Origin of the sequence: Roseburia sp. OF03-24 (assembly GCF_003463035.1) — a bacterium.
GTDB lineage: Bacteria > Bacillota > Clostridia > Lachnospirales > Lachnospiraceae > Roseburia > Roseburia rectibacter.
In genome coordinates, this window is record NZ_QSCK01000009.1 from 45,192 (window position 1) to 69,484 (window position 24,293).

Consider the following 24,293-nt stretch of genomic DNA (forward strand, 5'->3'; position numbering starts at 1 on the left):
GTATGGTAAAATGACGAGAGATTTTGCAGATCATAGAATGGAGAAAATTATGAGAACTTATTTGGTAACCGGTGGAGCCGGATTTATTGGATCTAACTATATTCATTACATGTTTCGCAAATATGACAATGAGATCAGGATCATCAATGTGGATGTGCTTACCTATGCAGGTAACCTGGAAAATTTAAAAGACGTTGAAAATCGTGATAACTATACCTTTGTGCGTGCAGATATTACAGATAAAGAGGCAATTACAAAGATTTTTGCAGAAAATGACATTGACCGCGTTGTACATTTTGCGGCAGAGAGTCATGTAGACCGCAGTATCAAAAATCCGGAAGTATTTGTAAAGACGAATGTGCTTGGAACAGCAGTTATGTTGAACTGTGCAAAAGCTGCATGGGAACTGCCGGATGGCAGTTTTAAAGAAGGAAAGAAATTCCTTCATGTATCAACAGATGAGGTATATGGTTCCTTAGAGGATGATGGAACATACTTTTATGAGACAACACCATATGCACCGCACAGCCCATATTCAGCAAGCAAGGCATCTTCGGACATGCTTGTAAAGGCTTATATTGACACTTACCATTTCCCGGCAAACATTACGAACTGTTCTAATAACTATGGACCGTATCAGTTCCCAGAGAAACTGATTCCACTTATCATCAATAATGCGCTGCATGGAAAGAAACTCCCGGTATATGGCGATGGAAAGAATGTCCGTGACTGGCTGTATGTGGATGATCATGCAAAAGCGATCGATATGGTTCAGGAAAACGGCCGTCTTGGTGAGACTTATAATGTTGGCGGACACAATGAAAAACAGAATATCGAGATTATCAATATCATCATAGATACACTGCTTGAGATGCTTCCAGCAGATGATCCGAGACGTGCACTTGTAAGCAAAGATCTGATCACTTACGTGGAGGATCGAAAAGGTCATGACAGACGTTATGCGATCGCACCGGATAAGATCAAGGCTGAGATCGGCTGGGAGCCGGAGACAATGTTCAAAGAGGGTATCAGAAAGACGATCGCATGGTACTTTGAACATGAGGACTGGATGAAAAACGTTACCAGCGGTGATTATCAGAAATATTATGAGGATATGTATCAGAACAGGTAAGAAGATGCAGGCAGCAGTACCGTCAGATGGGGCGATACTGCTTGTTTGCGTTTTATAATGGTGGTACAAAACATGGAGGATTGATATATGAAAGGTATTATTTTAGCAGGCGGTTCCGGAACAAGGTTATATCCGTTAACAAAGGCGATTTCAAAACAGATCATGCCGGTGTATGATAAACCGATGATCTATTATCCATTATCCACACTGATGTTAGCTGGGATAAGAGAGGTTCTGATCATTTCCACACCGAGAGATCTGCCGGTATTTGAAGAGTTGTTTGGGGATGGAAGCCAGCTTGGAATGAGTTTTTCATATGCAGTGCAGGAGCAGCCGAGAGGACTTGCGGATGCATTTATTATCGGAGAGAAGTTTATTGGAAATGATGCTGTTGCATTGGTTCTTGGAGACAATATCTTTTACGGACAGAGTTTTTCAAAGGTTCTGCGCAGTGCGGCAGAGCGTACACAGAATGAAAAGGGTGCAACGATCTTCGGTTATTATGTCAGAGATCCGAGAGAGTATGGCGTGGTAGAGTTTGATGAGAATGGAAAGGCCCTTTCCATTGAGGAAAAGCCGGAGCATCCGAAGTCAAATTATGCGGTGCCGGGACTTTATTTTTATGACAATGATGTTGTACAGATCGCAAAAAATGTAAAGCCGTCTGCAAGAGGTGAGATCGAGATCACATCTGTAAATAATGCGTATTTAGAGCGTGGTGATCTGAGCGTTGAGACACTTGGCAGGGGATTTGCATGGCTTGATACAGGAAACCACGATATGCTGCTTGCGGCTGCAGATTTTGTGTCAGCGATCCAGAAACGTCAGGGACTTTATGTGTCCTGTATCGAAGAGATCGCATACAAACGCGGATTTATAGATAAAGAGCAGTTGTTAAAACTTGCTGAACCGCTTCTTAAGACTGATTACGGCAAATATTTAGTAGAGGTTGCCGAGGGACTTTAAAAAAACAGATAGCGAGGATCAATAATTATGGGAAAAATTAAAGTAACACATGACTGTAATGGAATAGAGGGACTGAAGGTAATTGAACCGGCAGTATTCGGGGATGCCAGGGGATATTTTATGGAGACATACAATTACAACGATTTTAAGGAGGCAGGAATTGACTGCCAGTTCGTACAGGATAACCAGTCTGCCTCAAAAAAAGGTGTGCTCAGGGGCTTACATTTCCAGATCAACCATCCGCAGGATAAACTGGTTCGAGTGGTAAATGGAGAAGTGTTTGACGTTGCAGTGGATTTAAGAGAAGGCTCTGAAACATTCGGAAAATGGTTTGGTATTGTCTTGTCTGCAGAAAATAAAAAACAGTTCTTTGTACCAAAGAATTTTGCACATGGATTCATCGTGCTGTCTGATTATGCAGAGTTCTGCTATAAGGTTACAGATTTCTATCATCCAAATGATGAGGGCGGTATTCTCTGGAATGATCCTGCAGTCGGTGTCGAATGGCCAATGCCGGAAGGAATGACACAGGCAGATCTGATCCTGTCTGATAAGGACAAAGTGCATGGTGGATTTGATGCATACTGCAGGGAACGTGGAATCGTAAGATAGGAGCTTTCATATGACAGAAAACAAAAAAAATGTCTGCCTGCCCAAACGTCTGATCGCCAGCCGGAAACTGATTGTTAATCTTGCGAAAAATGATTTTAAAAAGAAGTTTGCAGGCTCTTATTTCGGTGTGGTATGGGCTTTCATACAGCCGGTGATCACAGTGCTTTTATACTGGTTTGTCTTTGAGTTTGGACTGCATCAGAAAGTAAATGATTTAAGAACAGGGATTGAGGTGCCGTTTGTACTCTGGCTGATGGGTGGCCTTGTGCCCTGGTTTTATTTTCAGGAGGCTTTAAATGGAGGAACCGGCGTCCTGGATGAATACAGTTATCTCGTTAAAAAAGTTGTATTCCAGATCGATGCACTTCCGGTAGTAAAATTAATCTCTGCACTATTTACACATGCATTTTTTGTTGTGTTTATGCTGGTTGTTTTTGCAGTTATGGGATTTTATCCCGATCTTTATGTGCTTCAGATTGTTTATTATTCGTTTTGCATGGTGATCCTTACAGCAGGACTGATTTATGCGACAAGCGCCGTGACGGTATTTTTCCGTGATATGAAAGAGGTTGTTTCCATTCTTTTACAGATCGGAATGTGGGTAACACCGATCATGTGGAATTTTGAGAGCATGCAGGGCATTCCTAAATGGGCTGTGCTCCTGCTTAAGCTAAATCCGATGTATTATATTGTTTCGGGATACAGGGATGCACTGATCAATAAAACGGCATTCTGGGAATATCCGGGACTGACATTGTGGTTCTGGGGAATCACGCTGTTTATTCTCTGGGCAGGAACGACCATGTTTAAGCGTCTGCGTGTACATTTTGCAGACGTGCTGTAAAGCATCGTAAGAATGAAAATGTTGTTTTTATTAGAAAGCAGCGCAAGAATGAGGATAGTATGGATAATTTAGCAATCAGGGTAGAGGATGTCTGCAAGGTCTACAAACTTTATGATAAACCTTCTGACCGGTTAAAGGATGCACTTGGACTGGTCAGAAAGAACCGTTTCAAAGAACATCATGCATTAAAGCATGTGTCGTTTGAAGTAAAAAAAGGTGAGACGATCGGCATCATCGGAACGAATGGTTCCGGAAAATCTACCATTTTAAAAATAATTACAGGTGTTCTGAGTCCGACGAGCGGTGAGGTGGAGATCGATGGAAGAATCTCAGCACTGTTAGAGCTTGGAGCCGGATTTAATATGGAATATACCGGAATTGAGAATGTCTATCTAAACGGTATGATGATGGGTTTTTCACGCGAAGAGATGGATGCAAGGTTAGATGATATCTTAAAGTTTGCAGACATTGGCGAATTTGTGCATCAGCCGTGTAAGACCTATTCAAGTGGTATGTTTGTCCGGCTTGCATTTGCAGTGGCGATCAATATTGATCCGGAGATCCTTATTGTGGATGAGGCACTGTCAGTCGGAGATGTATTTTTTCAGGCAAAATGTTATAAAAAATTTGAAGATTTCAAGGCACAGGGAAAGACGATCCTGTTTGTAAGCCACGATATCAGCAGTGTGGCAAAATACTGTGACCGTGTGATCCTGCTCAATAAGGGAGACAAGTTAGCAGAGGGAAATGCAAAGGATATGATCAACCTTTACAAAAAGGTTCTTCTCAAAAACTCGGACAAGATTACTGGCGGTAAGATTTTAGAGAATGACGCATCAGATGGAAAGAAACTCTGGAAATCTAATTACCAGCTCAATCCGGATGTCAATGAATATGGAACCGGAGAGGCAGAGATCATTGACTTTGCACTGATCGATGAATATGGAAATTATACGAACTGTATCCAGAAAGGGACGTCTTTTACTATTAAATCAAAGGTAAAATTCCTTTCTGATATACAGGACCCGATATTTACCTATACATTTAAAACAGTGCAGGGGACTGCTGTTACCGGAACAAACACGATGTTTGAAAAAGTGGGGATCGGAATGGCAAAGACGGGAGAAACCTATGTGGCAACGTTTCGTCAGAACATGGATATGCAGGGGGGGGAATATCTGTTATCCATCAGCTGTACCGGTTATGTCGGAGGCGAATTTCGTGCTTACCACAGATTGTATGATGTGGTTGGTGTGACGGTGGTGTCCGACAAAAATACAGTAGGTTTTTATGATATGAACTCGGAAGTTACGATCGAAAAATGTGATGACAAATAGGCAGAGAGTGCGCAAGCAGGAGAACTATGGGACAGGTAATGGTGCCGGAGAGGCTTTTGGAAATCGTACAACAGAATAATGAAAAAGCATATCCACAGATCATCATGGATGAGGCATCTTATCCGTATTTGTTTCATTTGTCGGATATCAGGCAAAATCTGATCGCATTTCTGCCGGTTACAAAACAGATGCGCGTTTTAGAGCGAAACGCAGGCTGTGGTGCATTGACAGGAAAATTACTTTCTATGGCATTGCATGTGACAGCAGCGGTGGAGAGCATGGAGGAAGCAGAAATCCTGCGGGCACGTTACAAAGATGCAGATAATCTTACGGTATCGGTTATTTCAGATGCTGATACAGGAACAGAGAAAAACGTACTTTATCGGGATCAGACGTATGATATGATATTGATCGCCGGAGAATTTTCAAGGTATCAGAAAGAGCTTTCCTGTATGAGAGAACATCTGGCTGACAGCGGAAAACTTTATGTGGCGGATGCCAACCGTCTGGGACTAAAATATTTTGCAGGGTGTCAGGAGGAATACCGCGGTGGATATTTTACCGGACTGGAAAATTACGATGAAAATCCCAGAATATTCACAGCGGATGAGGGGGATGTAAAACCCAGGGTTTACACCAGAAAAGAGTATGAACAGATCTTAAAAGAAGCTGGATTTCCTGAAATTTATGTATATTACCCATATCCGGATCACAAGTTTCCTGCCTGTATCTACTCAGATGAATATCTTCCGGGAAAGGGAGAACTTTCAGATAACCGGAGAAATTTTGACAGGGACAGAGTACAGCTTTTTGATGAAAAAAAAGTTTTTGATACGGTGCTGGCAGAAGGGCTGTTTGGGGAACTTACGAATTCATTTCTGATTGAGGCAGGAAATAAGACAGAAGAAAAACGTGTTATCTACTCGAAATATTCAAATGAGAGAGCAAGGCAGTTTGCCATCCGTACGGATATCTGCAAGAATACAGATGGGGAAAAAAATGTAAAAAAATATGCACTTTATCCGGAGGGAAAAGAACATATCTGTCATATAGAAATGGCATACGAAAGGCTGACGTCATGCTATGAGGATGGCAGAGACAAAATTGCATTTTGCGCCTGTCATACAAAAAATGATGTGTCTGTATCTGCTTTTGATTTGGGAACCACGTTACAGGATGTAATGGAGCGGGCGCTTGAAGCAAACCAGACAGAGCTGGTGAAGAATATTCTTGATGATTATGCAAAGCGTATTATGGAATACGGTGGAAAAAAGAGGTTTTTACTGACCGAAGATTTCAAAAAGGTATTTGGTGAGATAGATTTTACAGAAGAACCAGAAGCGGTGGATACATGCGATATTGATATGATATTTGCCAATATTTTAATACCGAAGGGCAGCGAAAATAAAATCGGGCAGGCTAAGTGGACAGTCATTGATTATGAATGGACTTTTTTCTTCCCGGTACCAAAGTTATTTGTTTTATACCGTGCTCTTTATTTTGCATACTACCAGATAATGGGGGGCAGGGGAATATCCCTTGATGAACTGTTAGCGTCTTATGGGATTGATCAGACATTAAAAGAGCAGTTTGGCAGGATGGAAGAAAATTTCCAGGCATATCTGGGAAAGGGAAATGTTCCGGTGCGTAATATGCAGCGTGTAATGGGAACGAAGATCATTCCGTTCGAACAACTGACTGACCAGGATACAAAGTGCGCAAAGACAGAAGAAAAAATACAGAATGAGCCTGCCGGGGTAAGAAAAATCTTATACCATATTGACAGACAGGAGTATCAGGACGGCAGTGTGGTCTGTAGTGGATGGGCACTTGCAAAGACATGGAGCGGAAAAATACTTCCGGTTGATATAAAAGCCGTGATGCAGGATGGCACTGCGGTTACAGTGGAACTGGCCAGATATGCGAGAACAGACGTTGCCGATGCGTTAAAACTGCGCAGGGCATGTGATGTTAACTGGGGATTTGACTGTGTGTTTGTTGCTCCACGCGAAGAAAGATGGAAACTGGTCTTTTCGTTGGGAAAGCGAAGTGCAGAATACTGTTACCGGAACGAATGACAGTGGGCAGCCGTGCCATCTGACTGTGAAACCGGGGGAAAGGAAAGGACTTGACATGTACCAGACAAGAGAAAAAATTCAGAGTATCATTTTACTGCTGGCAGATTTGGTATGCTTTGCCGTGAGTTATTTCGGGGGCGGGTACCTGTGGCTGGTAGGCTATCGAAATGTTTCCGTTGCGAACATGAAAATAGAGCTGATGGAGAGCTTTGGCATTGTAATGGTTATTTACATGCTGGTAATGCTTTTTTCGGATATTGAAAATCGCTTCATTGACCGCAGTGTATTTCAGGAATTGTGGGCAGCAATCAAAGCCAGTGTTGTACTGATCTTTGTGACAGCACTGACCATCTTTTTGCAGCATAATAATGCGGAGGCGTCACGAGGCGTATATTTTTGTATCGCACTGGTAAATATGTGCCTGTATTTTGGCGTGCATATTGTAATTAAATATTATCTGCTGCGTGTTTACCGGAATAAAAAAGCAAATAATCAGGTCTTTTTGGTCACAACGGCAGACCGCGTGGAAAAGGTCATCGCGGATGCTGACCATTCCGGTGACTGGATACATCGTCTTGCAAGTATTGCGATCATTGATGACAACCAGATCGGAAAATGGTATCACGGTGTTCAGGTCGTTGCGAATTATGATAACATGTTCCAGTATGTAAAAGAACAGATCGTTGATGAGGTTTTCATCAGTGTGCCTTATGAGTCTGGAGATTCTCTCGCGGAAGTTGTTAACCGTTTTGAAGATATGGGGGCAATGGTACATGTGACCATTGAGATCTTAAACAAGTTCGACGATTATCATAAGAGTTTTAATATGATGGGAAATATTCCGGTTGTTACATTTTCCAACCAGTCCTATGACTGGAAAATGCTTTTTATCAAGCGTGTGATGGATATCATAGGTTCGATCATTGGACTTGCGATCACTGCGGTTGTGACAGTATTTTTAGCACCGCCGCTTCTGATCGAGTCTCCGGGACCACTGTTTTTTGCGCAGAAACGTGTCGGTAAGAACGGCAGGTTTTTTAAGATCTATAAGTTCCGCTCGATGTATAAGGACGCGGAGGAGCGGAAAAAGGAACTGGAAAGCCAGAATGAGATGAATGGTCTGATGTTTAAAATGAAAGATGATCCGCGTATCACGAAAGTCGGAAAATTCATCCGCAAGACCAGTATTGATGAACTTCCACAGTTCTTCAACGTTTTAAAAGGCGATATGAGTTTAGTCGGAACAAGACCACCGACGGTAGATGAGTTCAAACAGTATGAATCTCATCAGAAACGCCGTTTAAGTGCCAAACCGGGTATTACCGGGTTGTGGCAGGTCAGTGGACGAAATGAGATCAGTGATTTTGAGGAAGTTGTGAAACTGGATGTGCAGTATTTAGATAACTGGAGTATTGGTCTGGATATCAAGATTATCTTAAAGACAATAAAAGTGGTATTTGAAAAAGGCGGAGAATAGAAAGGAGACCTGATATGAGTCAGAGATATGAGAGCAGAAAAGAATACAGTTTGATGGATGTTCTGAAGTATAACTTAAGAAAATGGTGGCTTGCAGCTATTATGGCAGTTCTTTTTGCAGTTATTGTAGGGGGATATAAGGCGAAAACCCTGATGCCTTATATTGAGGCGGAAACTTATGATGAAAAAATGCAGGTGGAAGCATCGGTGCTTTTAACAGAATATAATTCTGAAGGTCTGGTGGAACGTGGCACTAATATTATGAAGATCGCAAAGAGCAGAAGTGTATATCAGGAATTCTGCAAACTGACAGGAATCGAGCTGACACAACAGGCGTTTACAGATATGTTTGACGGTGAGCAGACAGAGGCATCGGACGTTGTTACTTTTTTTGTTGTATATCCAAGAACGAGCTGGGATTATGCTGTAGATGATGAGGAACAGGCAATTACATTTATGAACGGACTGATCCAGGCATTGGATACTGTGACACAAAAGGGATATGGAACAAAGTGTTTTTCGGTACTTGATGAGCCTGCATCCGTGCGCAGGGTAGAAAAAGTTGCTTCTTATACTATTTCAAATTCAGAGTTCCGGCAGGCAGTGTTAAAGGCGGTCACGGCAGGAATCCTGCTTGGAATTTTACTGGAAGTTGTATGTTACACACTCTGGATCATGATTTATAAGAAACCAAAGGATGCACAGGAAATACAGGAATGTCTGGAAACACAGATCGTTGATGTGATCACGAAAAAGAATGAAGAAGAGGAAACCTACAAAAAAGCAGCATTGTTTTTAAGCAATTCGAAAGGGCAGGGATGTCAGAAAATTAATTGTCTGACTGTCGGAAGATTTGCCGATACGACTGCGTCATGTCTTGCAATGTGTTATGCAAATGAAAAGAAAAAAACACTGCTGATCGATCTGAATGCAGCCGAAAGCGAAGAAGCATCTTTAAGTGCCTATATTATGGGAGATACAACGGAATTAAAACTGCAGCAGATGAATGAATATCTGGATACGGTAAAACGAAATACCAAGCAGGAAAAGGGATTTGATCTTGTAGGTAATGAAAAATTCAAAGAGCTGTTAGAACGTTTTTCAAAACAGTATGAGTATATTATCATTAATGGAAGAGATGCAGAAAAAGTGTCAGAAGGATATAAGGCAGCAGCACTCTGTGACAAAAATCTTGTGGTTTGCGGCCGCAGAAATACAAGAATGGAAACTCTTTACATGATAAAAAATACAACCGAAATTAATCATATCCATCTGGATGGAGTGTTAGTGTATGATTTATAAAGATTTTATTTATATGCTTGTATTATTTGTACTGCTTCCTGTGTGGTTTGGATTGTTGTGGGTTGTGTATCTGGATATAAAAGGAGCCTGTATACGTTTTTGCAGTGCATGGGTACTTGGATTGGTCAGCATGTTTGCATTGGGACAGATATTACTTGTACCAATGATACTGACTGGGAAAACACTGACACAGGCAATAAATCTGTGGAAAATACTTCTCGCAATACTTTCTGTTGTTGAGTTTATCCTGTTGTTAAAAAGACAGGGAAATCTGGCAGCGGAGAAAGACAGGGAAAAAATTAAAAAGAAAATAGACGGACAGACAGTCATATTTGCAGTACTTGCAGCCGTTCTGATCTTTACGCAGGCATGGATATCGTATCATTACCAGCATATTGATGATGATGATGCAAGATTTGTTTCCGAAGAAGTCTCTGCGGTAGTACATGATACGATGCTTGTGGATGATCCGATCACGGATGAATATATGTACTGGGATGTAGGGGAAGTAAGGAAAGATGTAACTTCTCCGTGGACAATGTATGTGTCTATGTACTGCAGGATATCAGGAATTGCCCCTGCAATATTTTCACATACCTATTTCCCATTTTTTATGATCATTATCTGTTATGTGCTGTATGGGATGATCGGAAATATTCTGTTTCGTGGCAATCCGGAGAAAACGGCATTGTTTCTGATTGTTTTATCCATATTTCATATTTGGGATTTTACATCAACACATACACTCTCAGCGATGTTTTTACTGCGTATCTGGCAGGGGAAAGCAATCGTGGCAGGATTTATTCTGCCGTTATTGATGTATTTGTTTTATTCGATCTTTCAGAGTGGAAAGCAGAGTATGAGATGGGTGGCACCATTGTATGTTGTGGGTTTTGCATCGTCCCTTTTATCAGGTATGGGAATTATTATGGCACCTGTCATGATGGGATTATATGGACTTTTAGATGGAATATATTACAGAAATTTTAAACGCGTGCTTTGTATATGGATAGCAGCACTGCCATGTGCTGTTTATATGATTTATTATACAGCGGGAATTTAAAAGGAAAGAAATATGGCAGCAGATTTTTATTCAATACTGGACAATTTTAAAAATTTTATTGGCGGATGTACCGGTCTTTTACACTGGGTACTGTTTTGTGCTGCGGTTGTGGCGATATTTTTCCTTGGAAAAAAGTACAAAGAGGAAAAACAGGCAGTGCGTTTTCTTGTGTGGCCGTCTGTTTTAGTACTGTTATTTATATTTAATCCATTGTTTTACCGTTACGTCGGCAGTCGTTTTTTTGCCGGTGTATACTGGAGATTATTCTGGATGCTTCCAATTTCATTTTCTGTAGCATATGTGATAGTATGGCTGATCTGCAGATGGAAAAAACAGGCAGTGCGTGTGGCAGTCTTTGTGGCGGCACTTGTTACGATCATGGTCAGTGGACAAAGGATTTACAGCGAAACGACCTTTACAGAGGCAGAAAATGAATATAAACTTCCGCAGGCGGCGATAGATGTTGCTGATATTATAGGAAATTCAGGTTACAGCTGGAAAGTAAAAGCTGTTGTGCCAGATGAGTTATTCTGTTATATCAGACAGTATCGCTGTGATATCGGACTGTTTTACGGCAGAAATGTCGGTGGATTTATCTCCGGCATTGGCGAGGATGAGGATGCCATGCATCAGCAGATGTGTCAGGAAAAGCCGGATATGGAAGTAGTGACGGAGATTGCAAAACGAAACGGGCTCGTATTTTTGTGCTTTAACCGCGAGGAGAAGGAACTGCCGGATGATATGACACCGTATGGGTATCACTATTATATGGAAACCGGAGATTATATCATTTATATACGTGGAGAAGAATAGATGGATCAGATCAGGAAATGGATACAGGAAAACGATTGGAAAAGTATAGGGATCATTGCGTATTATGGCTATTTTGCAATCAATGTGTTAGTAAAGGCATTTGGCTATGACAGCAGTGACCAGATCTATAAATTTTTCATGTTATCGGGAATTATCCTTCTTGGTATCAAATTTATTACGACAAGATATACTTTGAGAGAAGTTGTGATCATTGCACTTTTATTGGGTGCCGGAATGTTCATCTGGGTCATGACAAAAAAGGCAACACTGTTGTTTTTGTTCCTGACCATCATAGGAATGAAAGATGTGCAATTTGGGAAATTGATTGGAATTTCGGTATGGATACGGTTATTCGTAGCGGCTGTTATGGTGATAGGATCGGTATACGGGGTTTACGATATTGGTTATAAGACAACCCCGAATGCACAATATGTCGAGGTGCCGGTATACAGCTTTGGATTTAATGAGCCGAATACCGCATACCTTACGATTTTCCTTCTGCTTATCCTGCTGGTTTATTCTTACTATGAAAAACTAAATGGATGGTGGTTTATTTGTACCTTTGCGGCGGCGTTTCTTTTTTATGAGCTGACATTCTGCCGTACCGGTATTCTTGTTTTCATATTTGCATGGGTCCTGATTGCATATGATAAACTGATAAAAAATAAATATGCAAAATTTATTTTTGTGCTGTCAGTTCCGGTTGGAGCATTGTTTAGTTTTGTTATGATGGTATTTTTTGACAATGAAAATTCCGTGATGAAGATGATTGACCGGTATGTATCAGGAAGGGTACATATCATGGGAGAATATTATCAGGATCAGGGACTTGCACTGCTTCCAAGGAATCAGGAACTTTTTTATGCAAGCTATCATGGATTGATCGATAACTCTTACATGCATATTTTACTGTATTGTGGATGGATCTTTGCACCGGTGTTTTTTGCGGTGATCGTTCTGGCAATGGTAAAACTTTATCAGGCAGGCTGTTATAAAGAACTTGTCATGCTTTCTGTATTTTCATTGTATGCGATCATGGAGCAGTTTGTACTGAATGGATTTATGAATCCGTTTATCTTATTGGTGGGGATTCTTTTATATCCGAATCTGTTAAATCAGATCAAAGAAGGTAAAAAAGAGGAAAAACATGGAAAAATATCGTATTCTTCAAATTCATAATTTTTATCAGATCCCGGGTGGGGAAGATGTTGTGGTACGCAATGAAAAGAAACTTTTAGAAGATCACGGGCATGAGGTTTTTACTTATTACCGCAGCAACAAAGAGCTGAATGAAGGAGGAAAGTTAAAAAAACTTCTGATTCCATTTACTGCGATTTATTCATTTAAGACCTGCCGGGAAGTAAAAAAGATCATTCGCGAAAATAAAATTGATATCGTGCATGTACACAATACGCTGATGATGGTAAGCCCATCTGTATTTTATGCAGCATTTGGGTGTAAGGTGCCGGTGGTACAGACGCTTCATAACTTCCGCATGCTCTGTCCGGCAGGATCTTTTTTCCGCAATGATGTGATCTGCGAGGAGTGTGTGGACGGTGGTTTAAAATGTGCGATCAGGCATAAATGCTACCGTGGAAGTAAGATACAGACAATGGTAAGCTCAGCAATTCTTTGGATTCATCGTTTCCTTGGAACTTATTATCGTGTGAACTTTATCTGTCTGACCGAGTTTAATAAAAACAAACTGTTAAGTTCCCTAGATCCTGGGAAAAAGATTGTTGATCCGAAGCGTGTTTATATCAAACCAAACTTTACTTTTGCGGATGGACTCGTTCCGGTCAGGAAGCAGCCCAAAGAGGAATATTATCTTTTTGCAGGAAGAGTCGAAGCATTAAAGGGAATTGATGTTGCGGTAAAGGCATTTGAAAAACTGCCGGATAAAATGCTTTATGTTGCAGGAACAGGACCAATGATGGATGAGATGCAGTCATATGTCAGCACCCATAATATGAAAAATGTCCGGTTTTTAGGTTATCTGCAGAAAGAAGAAATGACTGAGAAATTTTATAATGCAAAGGCAGTCATTATGACCTCCCAGTGTTATGAGGCGTTTGCAATGACGATCGCGGAGGCATATTCCTTTGGTGTTCCGGTAATTGCAGGTCGTGTCGGAAATATGGACGGTATGGTGAATGAGGGTGTGACAGGCGTAAAATTTGAGTACAATTCCGTCGAGGATCTTGCAAAAAAAGTCTGTGAATTTGAACAGATGGATCTGAATACCTTAAAGGAAAATGCGAGAGAGTTTTACCAGCACCGCTTAAGACCGGAGGATAACTATCAGAAACTTATCAGTATCTACCACAGCATTTCAGAGGAAAAAGAACAATGAAAAAAAAGGCAGTATTTATCACAAATATACCATCGCCATACCGGGTGGATTTCTTTTCTTATATGCAGAAAAACTTCCCGGAATATGAATTTCATATTATTTTTTCCGGCGCAGGCATGGAAAACCGGAAGTGGAATGTAGAGATGGAGGAGATCGAACATTATCATTTCTTAAAGTCAAAGACGATCATTATCAGAAAAAGATTTGATGACCGTTATGTGTTTATTCCGACAGGGGTGGAAAAAACTTTGAAAGAGATTGCGCCGGATGTGGTTTTTGCCATGGAGTACAACCCGACGATCCTTCGTGCAGTACATTGGTGCCGGAAGAAAAAGATACCGTTTATCAGCTGGACGGATGGTACCTTAAATTCCGAAAAAAATATCGGAAAAGTACAGCGGCTGTCGAGAAGCTATATCATAAAGAGGGCTGCAGCTTTTATCGCGAGCAGCACAGCATCGAAAAAAGCACAGATCGCTTACGGTGCCGATGAAAAGAAATGTTTTATTTCATATCTGACTGTGGATATTGATAAATATCTGTATAAAAGACCGGATACACCACAAAAAAGCGTGCCGGACAGAAGCACAGATGCTGCTTGTGCAGTACAGGATATGCAGGTTCAGCTTTTATATGTCGGAAGCCTGATCCAGCGTAAGGGACTTGACCTGTTACTGCCGGCAATCGCAAAAACACCGCAGAATGTGAGACTCTGGATCGTCGGAGAGGGACAGGAAAAAGATCTGCTGAAAAAGCAGTGCGCAGAACTTGGAATTTCCGACCGTGTGGAATTTTTGGGATATCAGGAGGGTGAACCGCTGCAGAAATTATACCGCACGGCGGATGCCTTTGTACTTCCGACAAGGGAAGATTGTTTTGGACTTGTACTTTTAGAGGCAATGTGTGCGTCACTTCCGATCATTTCATCGAAGTATGCAGATGGAGCTTTCGATCTTGTCGAAGATGGCAGAAACGGATATATCATTGATCCGGAAAATACGGATGAATTTGCGGAGACAATAAAAAAGGTTTCTGCGGGAGATACGGCATCTGCCATGGGAAAAAGGAGTTACGAAAAGGCGCATGAATTTTCTTTTGAACAGGTATCAAAGGGCTGTATCGAGGCACTTTCGTATGTGTTGATGCAGAAAAAATGAGCTGCTCAGAACTTAGGATTATCGTGTGAAAAATTATATTTTCCACACACAGGATTGGAGTTTCATAATGAAAAAAAAGATTTTATTTAACGGACTTGGAAACAGAGGATGGATCGGTGGACTTTATTATATTAAGAACATTATATTCAGCTGCCTGCAGAATGAAAATATCATGGAGCGCTTTTCACTGGTGCTTTTGATCGATCCGGAACACGCAGATATCTTTGACTGCTTTAAGGGTAACTCAAATGTCGATGTCCGTATTTTTGATGGAAATAATAAAATAAAACTGGCACTCTATGAGATGCGTCTGATCTGGTTTGGCGGAGTGAAATACTGCTATGCTTTAGAGCTCAACAAGATCGGAAAACTCTTTAAAAAGAAAGGTATCTTCTGGATACCTGACTTTCAGCACAGAACCCTGCCGGAGTTTTTCGGCGCAGAGGAGTTGGCACACAAAGAAAAAAATGATCTTGCCATGACAGGAAGCGATAATCCGATGGTTTTAAGCAGTTTCGATGCGGCAAGGGATTTAGAGCGTTTCTATCCGGGACACCGATGCTCGGTTGAGGTGGTACATTTTGTATCTTACATTGAACCGGAAGTGCGTGCCATTACACCGGAATTAGAGCAGAGTGTCCGTGAAAAGTTTGATCTGAAGCGAAAATATATTTATATTCCGAACCAGTTCTGGCAGCATAAAAATCATATCGTTATGGTAGAAGCAATTGAATGTCTGTTAAAAGAGGGCAGACTCTGTGATTATGATTTTGTATTTACCGGCAATCTGAAAGATTACCGTAACCCGGAATATATCGATAAATTGAGAAAGATCATGGAATCAGATGCAGTTTGTGCTAATATAAAATTGTTAGGATTTGTGGAGCGTACCGAGCAGCTTGCGATCATGAAGAATGCACAGTTTATCGTACAGCCATCACTCTGTGAGGGGTGGGGGACAGTCTTAGAGGATGCAAAAGTACTTGATAAAGTTGTACTTTTGTCAAACATCCCGGTACATCAGGAACAGCAGAACAAAAAATGTGTTCTTTTTGATCCACATGATCCGAAACAGCTTGCCGAAACGATCGCGCGCACTGCAGCGCGTGCATCCCTGCCGGAGCATGAAGCCGAATATGCCGGCGACATGGAACAGGGAATTAAAAATATGTACCACGAGGCGAGAGAGTATTCGAGGGCACTTGAGAGAGTGTTTTTATAGGAGGTTTGTCCATGAAAAAAATGATCATCACCGGCGTAAATGGTTTTATCGGAAGATGCGCCATGGAATATTTCAGCAAAGATTACGAGATCACCGGCATTGATCTAGCCGACCGTTACTGCGAGGATAGAGCAGAGATCCACTACTATCAGTGTAATATGTCAAAGGACTCGCAGGAACTCGCCAATATATTTACCGGAGTACAGCCGGATGTGATCTTACACTGTGCCGGCAGTGCAAATGTCGGAGCATCGATTGTAAATCCGATGGCGGACTTAGACGGAAATCTGCACAGTTTATATCAGCTGCTTTTAGCATTGCAGTCATTTGAAAAAAGACCGAAGATCATCTTCTTTTCGAGTGCAGGTGTCTACGGCAATCCGAAGCAGCTTCCAATTACGGAAAAGGATGCACTTTCACCGATCTCCCCATATGGTCTTCATAAACAGATGGGCGAGGAACTGTGCAGTTATTATAACAGGGTGCATGGATATCACATCCGCTGTGTGCGCATTTTTTCTGCATATGGAAGCGGTCTGCGCAAACAGCTTTTATGGGATATCTATCAGAAATACTTAAATACCGGACGGATCGATCTGTTCGGAACCGGAAATGAGACGCGTGATTTTATCCATATTTCCGATATTCTGCGTGCCTTAGAGCTGATCTTAGGATATCAGGGACCGGAGGAGATCTTTAACGTTGCAAACGGCGAGGAAGTGTCTATCCGGGAACTTGCTGAGATTTATGCCGCACAGCTTGGAGAAAAAACGGATATCGTGCGGTTCAACGGTGAGACGAAGGTCGGCGATCCGCAGAACTGGCGTGCAGATATCTCTCTTTTGAAAAAGATCGGATATGAGAAAAAAATGGATCTTACCGAAGGAATCCGTGATTATGTAAGCTGGGTAAAACAGCAGGCATAGAAAGGAAAATAGAATGGAAGAAACAAGATGTTTAGCACCGGTCATATTATTTACCTACAACCGGCCGGAGCATACAAAACGTACCATTCAGGCACTTGCAGCGAATGAACTGGCAGAAGAAACCGATCTGTACGTATTTTCTGATGCTGCAAAAAAAGATGCAGATAAAGGAAAAGTGCAGGAAATCCGTGATTATGTAAAGACTGTGCAGGGATTCCGTCACGTGGAACTGACTGCAAGGGAGCAGAACTATGGGCTTGCAAAAAACGTGATCGAAGGTGTGACTGCAATCGTAAATAAATATGGAAAAGTGATCGTATTAGAGGATGATCTTGTCACAAACCGCTATTTCCTTTTGTTTATGAACGATGGATTAGACCGTTATGAACAGGAAAAGAAAGTGACAGGAATTACCGGATTTTCCCATTTCGGAGATACATTCTCCTATCCGTGTGAATCCTATTTTAATACATTATCAGGTACAAGCTGGTCATGGGCAACCTGGAGTGACCGCTGGAAATATTTTGATGCAGACTGTGATGACTGGACGGATATGGTTTCCGATAAAAAACTGCGGAAAGCATTTAATTATGACAACACCTATGATTTTTACAAGATCATGAAAATGCAGAAAACTGATACAAAAACCAATTCCTGGGCGATCCGCTGGTACTGGACGAATTTCAGAAAGCAGGGACTGATCTTATCCCCGACAAAGTCATTAGTCAGCAATGAAGGCTGGGATGGAACAGGAATCCACTGCGGCAATGAAAAAGGACTGGTATTCGACCATAAACTGATGACAGATCACAGAATCACAGAGTTCCCACAGGAGATCTGTGAAAAACCGGAGATCCATAGGGCGATGAAAAAAGCACTGATCCATGAGTCACAGCCGAATCTGATCAAACGGATCTACCATGTGGTATTCCGGAAAAACTATATCGGACAGGCATAGAACATTTGAATGGCAGACAAAACAGGCTGTCTGGAAATGAGGATGAAATAAATATGAAGATACTTGCAATTTTTACCTGTTTTAACAGGAGAGAACTGACAGAACGGGGGATGGCAACTCTTTCTGAAAATAAAAATGTTACCTTTGATTATGTGATCTTAGATGACAATAGTTCTGATGGAACACGTGAGATGTTAAAGAAGATGCGTGATGATGGAACATATCAGATCGATCTGATCGAGGGAGACGGAAACAATTTCTGGAATGGCGGCATGCATAAGGCAATCGAGCATATCAAAAAAACACATATGGATTACGATTACTATATGCTGATGAATGATGACACGAAGTTTTTTCCGGGCATTTTTGACGAGATGGCACCGCATCTGAAAAAAGATGAGGTCACTGTCGGAGCCATCTGTGGAGAAAACGGTGGTTTAAGTTATGGTGGCATCAAATATACCAAAGGGATCAAATACAAAAAATTAGGACCGGATGCACCGGAGGCAAATTGTGATACCTTCAATGCAAACTGTGCTATCATTCCGCGTGAGATCTTTGAAAAAGTCGGTATCGATCCGTTTTATCAGCACAGCATCGGCGATTTTGATTATGGTTTACAGATCAGCAGACTTGGATATAAGATCCATATTTATCCAAAGTTTGTGGGTGAGTGCAATGATAATACGCTGCAGAAAACCTGGCAGGATGAGACACTGCCGCGCATGGAGCGTATCCGCTTAAAGGAAAGCCGTAAGGGATTGCCGTTCCGTGACTGGTTCCACTTCCTGCATAAAAACTTCGGACTGGGAACGGCAATTGTACGTTCCATCACACCGTATGTCCGTATCATACTTGGAACAAAGACGAGATATTCCGGCGCATAGAATGCCGGTATGACAATGGCATTATTTGAATGAGGATTTATATGGGAACGATCTGTTTTGTGATTTTAAATTATAAAACCTGGCGAGAGGCTGCCGCATGTGCGGAGTCAGTTCTCTCTACACAGCAGGGACAGGATATCCGCATTGTTCTAGTGGATAACGGTTCCGGCAATGGCAGTGAGGAGTCACTTCGGGAAGAATTTGCCGGGGAAAAAAGAGTGCACGTGATCGCAAGTGAAAAAAATCTTGGGTTTGCGCGTGGCAATAATCTGGGCATCCAGTACGCAAGATCTCATTTTGAGCCGGATTTTATCGTGGCAGCAAACAGTGATATCATCTTTGAGCAGAAAGATTATTGTGAGAAATTACGTGAGATTTATGCGGAAGAACGTTTTGACATTTTAGGCGGTGATATCGTGGATGCAAGCCGCAGCAGACATTTTAATCCGGTGGCGAAAAACAGGCAGTATACATTAAACTATATGCGAAAGCAGATTGCGGTTTCCTGGGTAAAATGTAAAATGTTCCAGATGATCAAATTATTGCATTTAAAGAAAGCCATTGCAGGTCATTATGGAGTTGTTTCCGATGAAGAGGGACGTGATGTCAAAGATGCAAGCAAGAATCTTACCACGCGCGAGGAGAATGGAAAATCTGTATCCGCGGACAGCCGTGTGAATGAACGGATGAGAGATGTCCTTCTGCATGGCTGCTGTCTGGTATTTTCAAAAGATTTTTTTGGAAAGATGGACGGATTTTATGACGGGACGTTTCTCTATGCAGAGGAGGAGATCCTCTATTATCTTGCAAAGAAAAAAGGCATGACGCTATTGTATGCACCGGAGGTCGGCTGCATGCACAAGGAGGCAGTGTCCACTAATTTTGTGATGAAAGATTTTTGTGATGCGAAGATTTTTTATTTCGGGAATATCACGAAATCCTATCGGACATTTTTGAAGTTGATGAAAGAGTGACAGGGAATATGGACAGAGCAGATGTGACGGTGGTATGCTGTTATAATGATCCAAAACAGTACAGAAAGCTGACGGAGGATCTGGCAAGACAGCATTACAACTATACGCTGATAGGAATCGATAACTGCGGGAAGCAGTACAGCTCCTGTGCAAAAGCATTGAATGCGGCAACCGCACAGGTGAAAACAGAATATGTGATATATTCTCATCAGGATATAGAACTGCCGGATGCAGATATGCTGGAGAAGTTTGTAAATTATCTTTTGATGACGCAGAAGGAAGATATTCTTGGAGTGGCAGGTGCTGTGGAGGATAATGACAGACAGGCAAGAGAACATACCTGTGTGTTATCAAAAGTCCGCCATGGCAGGGAACAGGTAGTGGCAGGAGAAAGGGAGTACAGCGGCATGACTGGCTGTGAGACAGTGGATGAGTGTTTTTTTGGCGGTCATACGGAGTTCTTTTTGCAGCATCCGTTTGATGAGATAATTTGTGATAACTGGCATTTATATGGCGTGGAGCGCTGTATGTATACCCGTGCAAAGGGAAATAAAGTCTATGTATGTGATATCCCATTGATCCACACATCTACAGGAACGATTGGCAGGGAATATAATAAGGGATTTTACCGGGTGGCAAAGTGTTATGCCAAAGCTGATAAAAAAGAGGGAACAATGTCTTTGAAATGGCTTCGCACTGTGTGTGGAAGCAGCCGGACTGACCTTATGCACAGGTTATTGTTTTACTGGAAACGTGAGATATTGATACGATTGAACAGGTACTGAAAATGGGAAAAAAATCTCTTGCAAAAAATTCAATATTCAACATGGCATATAAGGGCTTTACGGCCCTTTTTCCACTGATAACGACTTCGTATGTATCGCATGTTCTGCTGCCGGCAGGCGTGGGACGTGTATCGTATGCAAATACGATCGCGGCATATTTTGTGCTGATTGCTTCTTTAGGCCTGCCAAGTTATGGTGTCAAGGCGATTGCGCAGAGCAATGTCGACAAGGAGCAGAGGAGCAGGACTTTTTTGGAATTGTTTCTTATCAATTTTGCTGCAACTGTTCTTTGCACGATCGCATATTATTTATTTGTCAATTATTTTCCGCATTTTGCTGACCGCAAGCCGTTATTCAATGTTATGGGACTGATGCTTATCCTCAATATTTTTAACATTGACTGGTTTTATCAGGGAATGGAAGAATATGTCTATATTTCCGTGCGCAGTTTTATTGTAAAGATTGCATCGTTTGGACTGATGCTTCTTTTTGTAAAGGACGAGAGCGATTATCTGATCTATGCGCTGATCTTATGTATTGCAACGGCTGGAAATAACCTCTGGAATGCATGGAATTTAAGAAAATATATTTCTCTGGAGGGAATCTGCCACAGCAGACAGGGAAAAGTGGCAGATACAGGACTACATATAGGAAAACATATGCGTCCGGTCATGATACTTCTTGCATCATCGATTGCAACTGATATCTATACAATGCTTGATTCGGTGATGCTGGAATACTATTATGGGGAAACAAATGTAGGATATTATTCGAATGCTGTAAAGATTGTCAGAATGACGTATACGGTAGTGATTGCACTTGTAGCAGTTTTTTATCCAAGGATCAGCATGTGTTATAAACAGAAAGATTATAAGACGGGGAATGCGCTGATCAACAGAGGAACACAGATTTTGCTGCTTTTAGCACTGCCCTGTGCAGCAGGACTTTTAGCTACGGCTGAATATGTAGTGCCTCTTTTATTTGGCAGGGCATTTGATCCTGCAATCCCAACACTGAGAATTTTGAGTGTTCTGATATTGATTTTTTCAATCGCATATTTTCTGGGACATATCATCTTAACTGCGACTGGAATGGAAAAAATGATCCTGCGTGCTACGGTTACAGGGGCTGTGGTAAATGTATGTGCGAATTTTGCATTGATCCCCGTATTAAAACAGGATGGGGCGGCTATTGCATCTGTGTTATCGGAAGCAGTCGTTACGGTAATTTTGCTGGTGCATGCGAAAAAGTATTATATATTAAAATTTAGCAGACATTATATACTTACACAGACAATCGCACTTTTAGCAATGTTAGCAGTGACTTTCGGATTGGAACAGTTGATTACGAACCGTGTATGGATGATTCTTTTTGTCATTGCAGTTGCAGGAGTGGTATACTTTGTAGTGTTGATCATATTACGCAATGAAATCGTGGAAGAACTTTGGAAAAAGGTGCGTGTTTATGCAAAACGCAGACAGGGGTGAGTCTTGTTTGTGACAGAATGGCATGATATACTTATAGCCAGAGTAATGGAGAGGTGCAGATATGAATTCAATTACAGGCATTATAATTGCTTTATTTGTGCTTAGCGCTGTGTTTTTTATATTGGGCAGCAGTTTTTGCTGTATATTTGGAACGGAAGAAACGACAGCATTTGAATATCTGTCCGGATTTGTAATATTTCTTACGGTTTTTGCATTAATAGAGATTCCAATTGAGCTATCGGGTATGGCATTTCATGTACTGGTATATGCAGAAACGGCAGTTTTTGTCATAATACTGACAGGATGTATTACATACCTTTTGAGGCAGAACAGAAAAAATAAAAAAATAATTTTTAAGAAACCGGATCAGGTGACGATAATCCTGTTTGTACTGATTTTGCTGCAGATCTTTTATGGAATGAACAATGGAAGCCGGATCAATGGTTATGATACATCTTATTATAACGGACATGCAGCAAATGCTTTGTATACAGATACTATTTACCAGTATGATGCAAGAACAGGCGAATATATCGGGCAGGAAAACTACGTGCATGATTGTTATCCGATGCTGATCGCATTTTTAGCAAGGATATTTGGAATGCATCCGCTTGTGGCGAGCAGCCGGGTACTGGCATGTGTAGAGATTCTGACCGCCAGTCTGATCGTGTATGAAATCGCAAGACGTCTTTCTGACGGCAGAAGAGACATTGCAGACTGGACAGTTGGAATTTATGGATTTATGAGTATTTTATGCTATGAGTTTGAGGAAACATCAGCATTTTATCTGTGGCAGAGAACGGCAGAATCAAAGTCAATGCTGGCTAATCTGTATCTCCCAATGGTACTTTTGGCGATGGTACTTTTAGCAAAAAAAATAGAAAGCAAAAGAAACTGGCTGATACTCTGTCTGATCGCATTTGCAGGTGTATCAATGTCTATCAGCGGTATTTTTATTATCACGGTAATGGTAGGAGCGGGATTACTGTCCATCATATTTGTACAGAAAAAATGGCGGTATCTGTTCCGGGCATTTGTGTGCATGATACCGGGGATAGTAATGGCAATGATTCGGATTTTGTAATGAAAGAGGGATGAAATGCTCGAAGAATGGTTTAATCTAAGTTATTTTCATACAACTTTTCTGGGGTTCTGGTGGAATGTTCTCTATATTGTGCCATATCTGGGATGTTTATTTTATATTATCCAAAAAAAGGACGAGGTATTAAAACAGATATTTGTATGGCCGTTTTTTATTTCACTGGTTACCATTTTTAATCCGTTTATTATGGAATGGGTGTTGAAAAAACTGGGATGGAGAGACCGCTACAGCAGATTTTACTGGATTCTTCCGGTAATGTTTCTGTGTGCATTTATGGGAGCAAAGCTGATCGTAAGGCAGAAGAAAGGTGCTGAGAGAAATATTCTGTTTCTGTTTCTGCTGTGTTTTTTGTATCTGTGCAGCGGCAGGGCAACGGCAATCGAACTTGATGATAATGTTTATAAGATAGATCAGTCAGTCATTGAGGTGTCAGACATGATCGGGAGAAATAAAGATACCAAAAATCCGGTTGTGCTTTGTGATGCGGATCTGTATTACTGGCTGCGTCAGTATGATCCGTCAGTTGTGCTTGCAGTGTCAAATAAAGTAATGGATCTGTACCAGTTTCAGTCAGCTTCCGGTATAGATCCGGAAGAACAGTATAAAAACAATAAAAGGGCATTATCCATGTTTACCAGAGGAGTGGAAATCGATCCTGAGACAGCAAATAAGCTGTTAAAAAAGAATAAAGTACAATATTTTGTCCGGAATACAGAGTATTATTCGGATTATTATATGGATCTGCTTGATCTGGTCTATGTTGATAAGGTAGACGGGTACGAATTATATCGCTGTAATAACGATTAGGAGGCTCAGAAA

Annotated in this window: 22 protein-coding genes; all 22 read left to right on the top strand. The window is 41.4% G+C overall.

Features of this window, described 5'->3' with window-relative positions; translation table 11 throughout:
• Window positions 1–49 precede the first annotated feature (49 nt).
• The 22 genes from rfbB (at window position 50) to DXA60_RS06155 (ending at window position 24,281) form a co-directional block, all read left to right on the top strand.
• Entirely contained in the window at window positions 50–1,132 is a 1,083-nt protein-coding gene (gene rfbB / locus DXA60_RS06050) for a dTDP-glucose 4,6-dehydratase (protein ID WP_022112668.1), read from the top strand.
• A gap of 87 nt (window positions 1,133–1,219) precedes the next feature.
• Window positions 1,220–2,098, top strand: coding sequence for a glucose-1-phosphate thymidylyltransferase RfbA (rfbA, locus tag DXA60_RS06055; protein ID WP_117920390.1), 879 nt, complete (start codon window positions 1,220–1,222; stop codon window positions 2,096–2,098).
• A gap of 27 nt (window positions 2,099–2,125) precedes the next feature.
• Window positions 2,126–2,710, top strand: coding sequence for a dTDP-4-dehydrorhamnose 3,5-epimerase (gene rfbC, locus DXA60_RS06060; RefSeq protein ID WP_022112666.1), 585 nt, complete (start codon window positions 2,126–2,128; stop codon window positions 2,708–2,710).
• A 10-nt stretch (window positions 2,711–2,720) separates the two neighbouring features.
• Window positions 2,721–3,554, top strand: a complete 834-nt coding sequence (locus tag DXA60_RS06065) for an ABC transporter permease (RefSeq protein WP_022112665.1) — start codon at window positions 2,721–2,723, stop codon at window positions 3,552–3,554.
• A gap of 59 nt (window positions 3,555–3,613) precedes the next feature.
• Entirely contained in the window at window positions 3,614–4,891 is a 1,278-nt protein-coding gene (locus DXA60_RS06070) for an ABC transporter ATP-binding protein (RefSeq protein WP_117920392.1), read from the top strand.
• A gap of 26 nt (window positions 4,892–4,917) precedes the next feature.
• Window positions 4,918–6,969, top strand: a complete 2,052-nt coding sequence (locus DXA60_RS06075; RefSeq protein ID WP_117920393.1) for a hypothetical protein — start codon at window positions 4,918–4,920, stop codon at window positions 6,967–6,969.
• 55 nt (window positions 6,970–7,024) lie between these two features.
• Window positions 7,025–8,446 (top strand): sugar transferase, encoded by a 1,422-nt coding sequence (locus DXA60_RS06080; protein WP_243006782.1) that lies wholly within the window; start codon window positions 7,025–7,027, stop codon window positions 8,444–8,446.
• Between the two features lie 14 nt (window positions 8,447–8,460).
• On the top strand, window positions 8,461–9,747 hold the full coding sequence (locus DXA60_RS06085) for a hypothetical protein (RefSeq protein WP_117920395.1): 1,287 nt from the start codon (window positions 8,461–8,463) through the stop codon (window positions 9,745–9,747).
• Complete coding sequence (locus DXA60_RS06090; protein ID WP_117920397.1) at window positions 9,737–10,810, top strand: DUF6077 domain-containing protein; 1,074 nt, start codon at window positions 9,737–9,739, stop codon at window positions 10,808–10,810. Before DXA60_RS06085 ends, DXA60_RS06090 begins: the two co-directional genes overlap by 11 nt.
• Before the next feature lie 12 nt (window positions 10,811–10,822).
• Window positions 10,823–11,623: a hypothetical protein gene (locus DXA60_RS06095; RefSeq protein ID WP_117920399.1), complete on the top strand. Its 801-nt coding sequence runs from the start codon at window positions 10,823–10,825 to the stop codon at window positions 11,621–11,623.
• Window positions 11,624–12,802 (top strand): hypothetical protein, encoded by a 1,179-nt coding sequence (locus DXA60_RS06100; protein WP_117920401.1) that lies wholly within the window; start codon window positions 11,624–11,626, stop codon window positions 12,800–12,802. It abuts the gene before it with no gap.
• Window positions 12,771–13,976: a glycosyltransferase family 4 protein gene (locus tag DXA60_RS06105; RefSeq protein ID WP_117920403.1), complete on the top strand. Its 1,206-nt coding sequence runs from the start codon at window positions 12,771–12,773 to the stop codon at window positions 13,974–13,976. The genes DXA60_RS06100 and DXA60_RS06105 overlap by 32 nt, the downstream gene beginning before the upstream one ends.
• The gene (locus tag DXA60_RS06110; RefSeq protein WP_117920405.1) at window positions 13,973–15,133 is read left to right on the top strand and encodes a glycosyltransferase family 4 protein; all 1,161 of its coding nucleotides are present in this window, start codon (window positions 13,973–13,975) and stop codon (window positions 15,131–15,133) included. Before DXA60_RS06105 ends, DXA60_RS06110 begins: the two co-directional genes overlap by 4 nt.
• Before the next feature lie 67 nt (window positions 15,134–15,200).
• On the top strand, window positions 15,201–16,355 hold the full coding sequence (locus DXA60_RS06115; RefSeq protein ID WP_117920407.1) for a glycosyltransferase: 1,155 nt from the start codon (window positions 15,201–15,203) through the stop codon (window positions 16,353–16,355).
• An 11-nt stretch (window positions 16,356–16,366) separates the two neighbouring features.
• On the top strand, window positions 16,367–17,281 hold the full coding sequence (locus DXA60_RS06120; RefSeq protein ID WP_117920409.1) for an NAD-dependent epimerase/dehydratase family protein: 915 nt from the start codon (window positions 16,367–16,369) through the stop codon (window positions 17,279–17,281).
• 13 nt (window positions 17,282–17,294) lie between these two features.
• Entirely contained in the window at window positions 17,295–18,239 is a 945-nt protein-coding gene (locus DXA60_RS06125; RefSeq protein ID WP_117920410.1) for a glycosyltransferase, read from the top strand.
• 53 nt (window positions 18,240–18,292) lie between these two features.
• Window positions 18,293–19,126 carry a glycosyltransferase family 2 protein gene (locus tag DXA60_RS06130; RefSeq protein ID WP_117920412.1) on the top strand — a complete coding sequence of 278 codons (834 nt, stop codon included), beginning with the start codon at window positions 18,293–18,295 and terminating at the stop codon, window positions 19,124–19,126.
• A gap of 41 nt (window positions 19,127–19,167) precedes the next feature.
• Entirely contained in the window at window positions 19,168–20,100 is a 933-nt protein-coding gene (locus DXA60_RS06135) for a glycosyltransferase family 2 protein (RefSeq protein WP_243006779.1), read from the top strand.
• An 8-nt stretch (window positions 20,101–20,108) separates the two neighbouring features.
• Window positions 20,109–20,885: a glycosyltransferase gene (locus DXA60_RS06140; RefSeq protein ID WP_117920416.1), complete on the top strand. Its 777-nt coding sequence runs from the start codon at window positions 20,109–20,111 to the stop codon at window positions 20,883–20,885.
• 2 nt (window positions 20,886–20,887) lie between these two features.
• Window positions 20,888–22,372: a flippase gene (locus DXA60_RS06145; RefSeq protein ID WP_117920418.1), complete on the top strand. Its 1,485-nt coding sequence runs from the start codon at window positions 20,888–20,890 to the stop codon at window positions 22,370–22,372.
• Between the two features lie 61 nt (window positions 22,373–22,433).
• Complete coding sequence (locus tag DXA60_RS06150) at window positions 22,434–23,456, top strand: DUF6077 domain-containing protein (protein ID WP_117920420.1); 1,023 nt, start codon at window positions 22,434–22,436, stop codon at window positions 23,454–23,456.
• Between the two features lie 15 nt (window positions 23,457–23,471).
• Window positions 23,472–24,281 (top strand): hypothetical protein, encoded by an 810-nt coding sequence (locus DXA60_RS06155; protein ID WP_117920422.1) that lies wholly within the window; start codon window positions 23,472–23,474, stop codon window positions 24,279–24,281.
• Window positions 24,282–24,293 lie beyond the last annotated feature (12 nt).

What these genes read in the sequence shown, in the direction of transcription:
- DXA60_RS06130 (WP_117920412.1), top strand. Translation starts at nt 18,293, where the DNA reads ATGAAGATACTTGCAATTTTTACCTGTTTTAACAGGAGAGAACTGACA.
- rfbC (WP_022112666.1), top strand. Translation starts at nt 2,126, where the DNA reads ATGGGAAAAATTAAAGTAACACATGACTGTAATGGAATAGAGGGACTG.
- DXA60_RS06080 (WP_243006782.1), top strand. Translation starts at nt 7,025, where the DNA reads ATGTACCAGACAAGAGAAAAAATTCAGAGTATCATTTTACTGCTGGCA.
- DXA60_RS06100 (WP_117920401.1), top strand. Translation starts at nt 11,624, where the DNA reads ATGGATCAGATCAGGAAATGGATACAGGAAAACGATTGGAAAAGTATA.
- DXA60_RS06150 (WP_117920420.1), top strand. Translation starts at nt 22,434, where the DNA reads ATGAATTCAATTACAGGCATTATAATTGCTTTATTTGTGCTTAGCGCT.
- rfbB (WP_022112668.1), top strand. Translation starts at nt 50, where the DNA reads ATGAGAACTTATTTGGTAACCGGTGGAGCCGGATTTATTGGATCTAAC.
- rfbA (WP_117920390.1), top strand. Translation starts at nt 1,220, where the DNA reads ATGAAAGGTATTATTTTAGCAGGCGGTTCCGGAACAAGGTTATATCCG.
- DXA60_RS06135 (WP_243006779.1), top strand. Translation starts at nt 19,168, where the DNA reads ATGGGAACGATCTGTTTTGTGATTTTAAATTATAAAACCTGGCGAGAG.
- DXA60_RS06145 (WP_117920418.1), top strand. Translation starts at nt 20,888, where the DNA reads ATGGGAAAAAAATCTCTTGCAAAAAATTCAATATTCAACATGGCATAT.
- DXA60_RS06095 (WP_117920399.1), top strand. Translation starts at nt 10,823, where the DNA reads ATGGCAGCAGATTTTTATTCAATACTGGACAATTTTAAAAATTTTATT.
- DXA60_RS06070 (WP_117920392.1), top strand. Translation starts at nt 3,614, where the DNA reads ATGGATAATTTAGCAATCAGGGTAGAGGATGTCTGCAAGGTCTACAAA.
- DXA60_RS06115 (WP_117920407.1), top strand. Translation starts at nt 15,201, where the DNA reads ATGAAAAAAAAGATTTTATTTAACGGACTTGGAAACAGAGGATGGATC.
- DXA60_RS06085 (WP_117920395.1), top strand. Translation starts at nt 8,461, where the DNA reads ATGAGTCAGAGATATGAGAGCAGAAAAGAATACAGTTTGATGGATGTT.
- DXA60_RS06075 (WP_117920393.1), top strand. Translation starts at nt 4,918, where the DNA reads ATGGGACAGGTAATGGTGCCGGAGAGGCTTTTGGAAATCGTACAACAG.
- DXA60_RS06065 (WP_022112665.1), top strand. Translation starts at nt 2,721, where the DNA reads ATGACAGAAAACAAAAAAAATGTCTGCCTGCCCAAACGTCTGATCGCC.
- DXA60_RS06090 (WP_117920397.1), top strand. Translation starts at nt 9,737, where the DNA reads ATGATTTATAAAGATTTTATTTATATGCTTGTATTATTTGTACTGCTT.
- DXA60_RS06155 (WP_117920422.1), top strand. Translation starts at nt 23,472, where the DNA reads ATGCTCGAAGAATGGTTTAATCTAAGTTATTTTCATACAACTTTTCTG.
- DXA60_RS06110 (WP_117920405.1), top strand. Translation starts at nt 13,973, where the DNA reads ATGAAAAAAAAGGCAGTATTTATCACAAATATACCATCGCCATACCGG.
- DXA60_RS06105 (WP_117920403.1), top strand. Translation starts at nt 12,771, where the DNA reads ATGGAAAAATATCGTATTCTTCAAATTCATAATTTTTATCAGATCCCG.
- DXA60_RS06120 (WP_117920409.1), top strand. Translation starts at nt 16,367, where the DNA reads ATGAAAAAAATGATCATCACCGGCGTAAATGGTTTTATCGGAAGATGC.
- DXA60_RS06125 (WP_117920410.1), top strand. Translation starts at nt 17,295, where the DNA reads ATGGAAGAAACAAGATGTTTAGCACCGGTCATATTATTTACCTACAAC.
- DXA60_RS06140 (WP_117920416.1), top strand. Translation starts at nt 20,109, where the DNA reads ATGGACAGAGCAGATGTGACGGTGGTATGCTGTTATAATGATCCAAAA.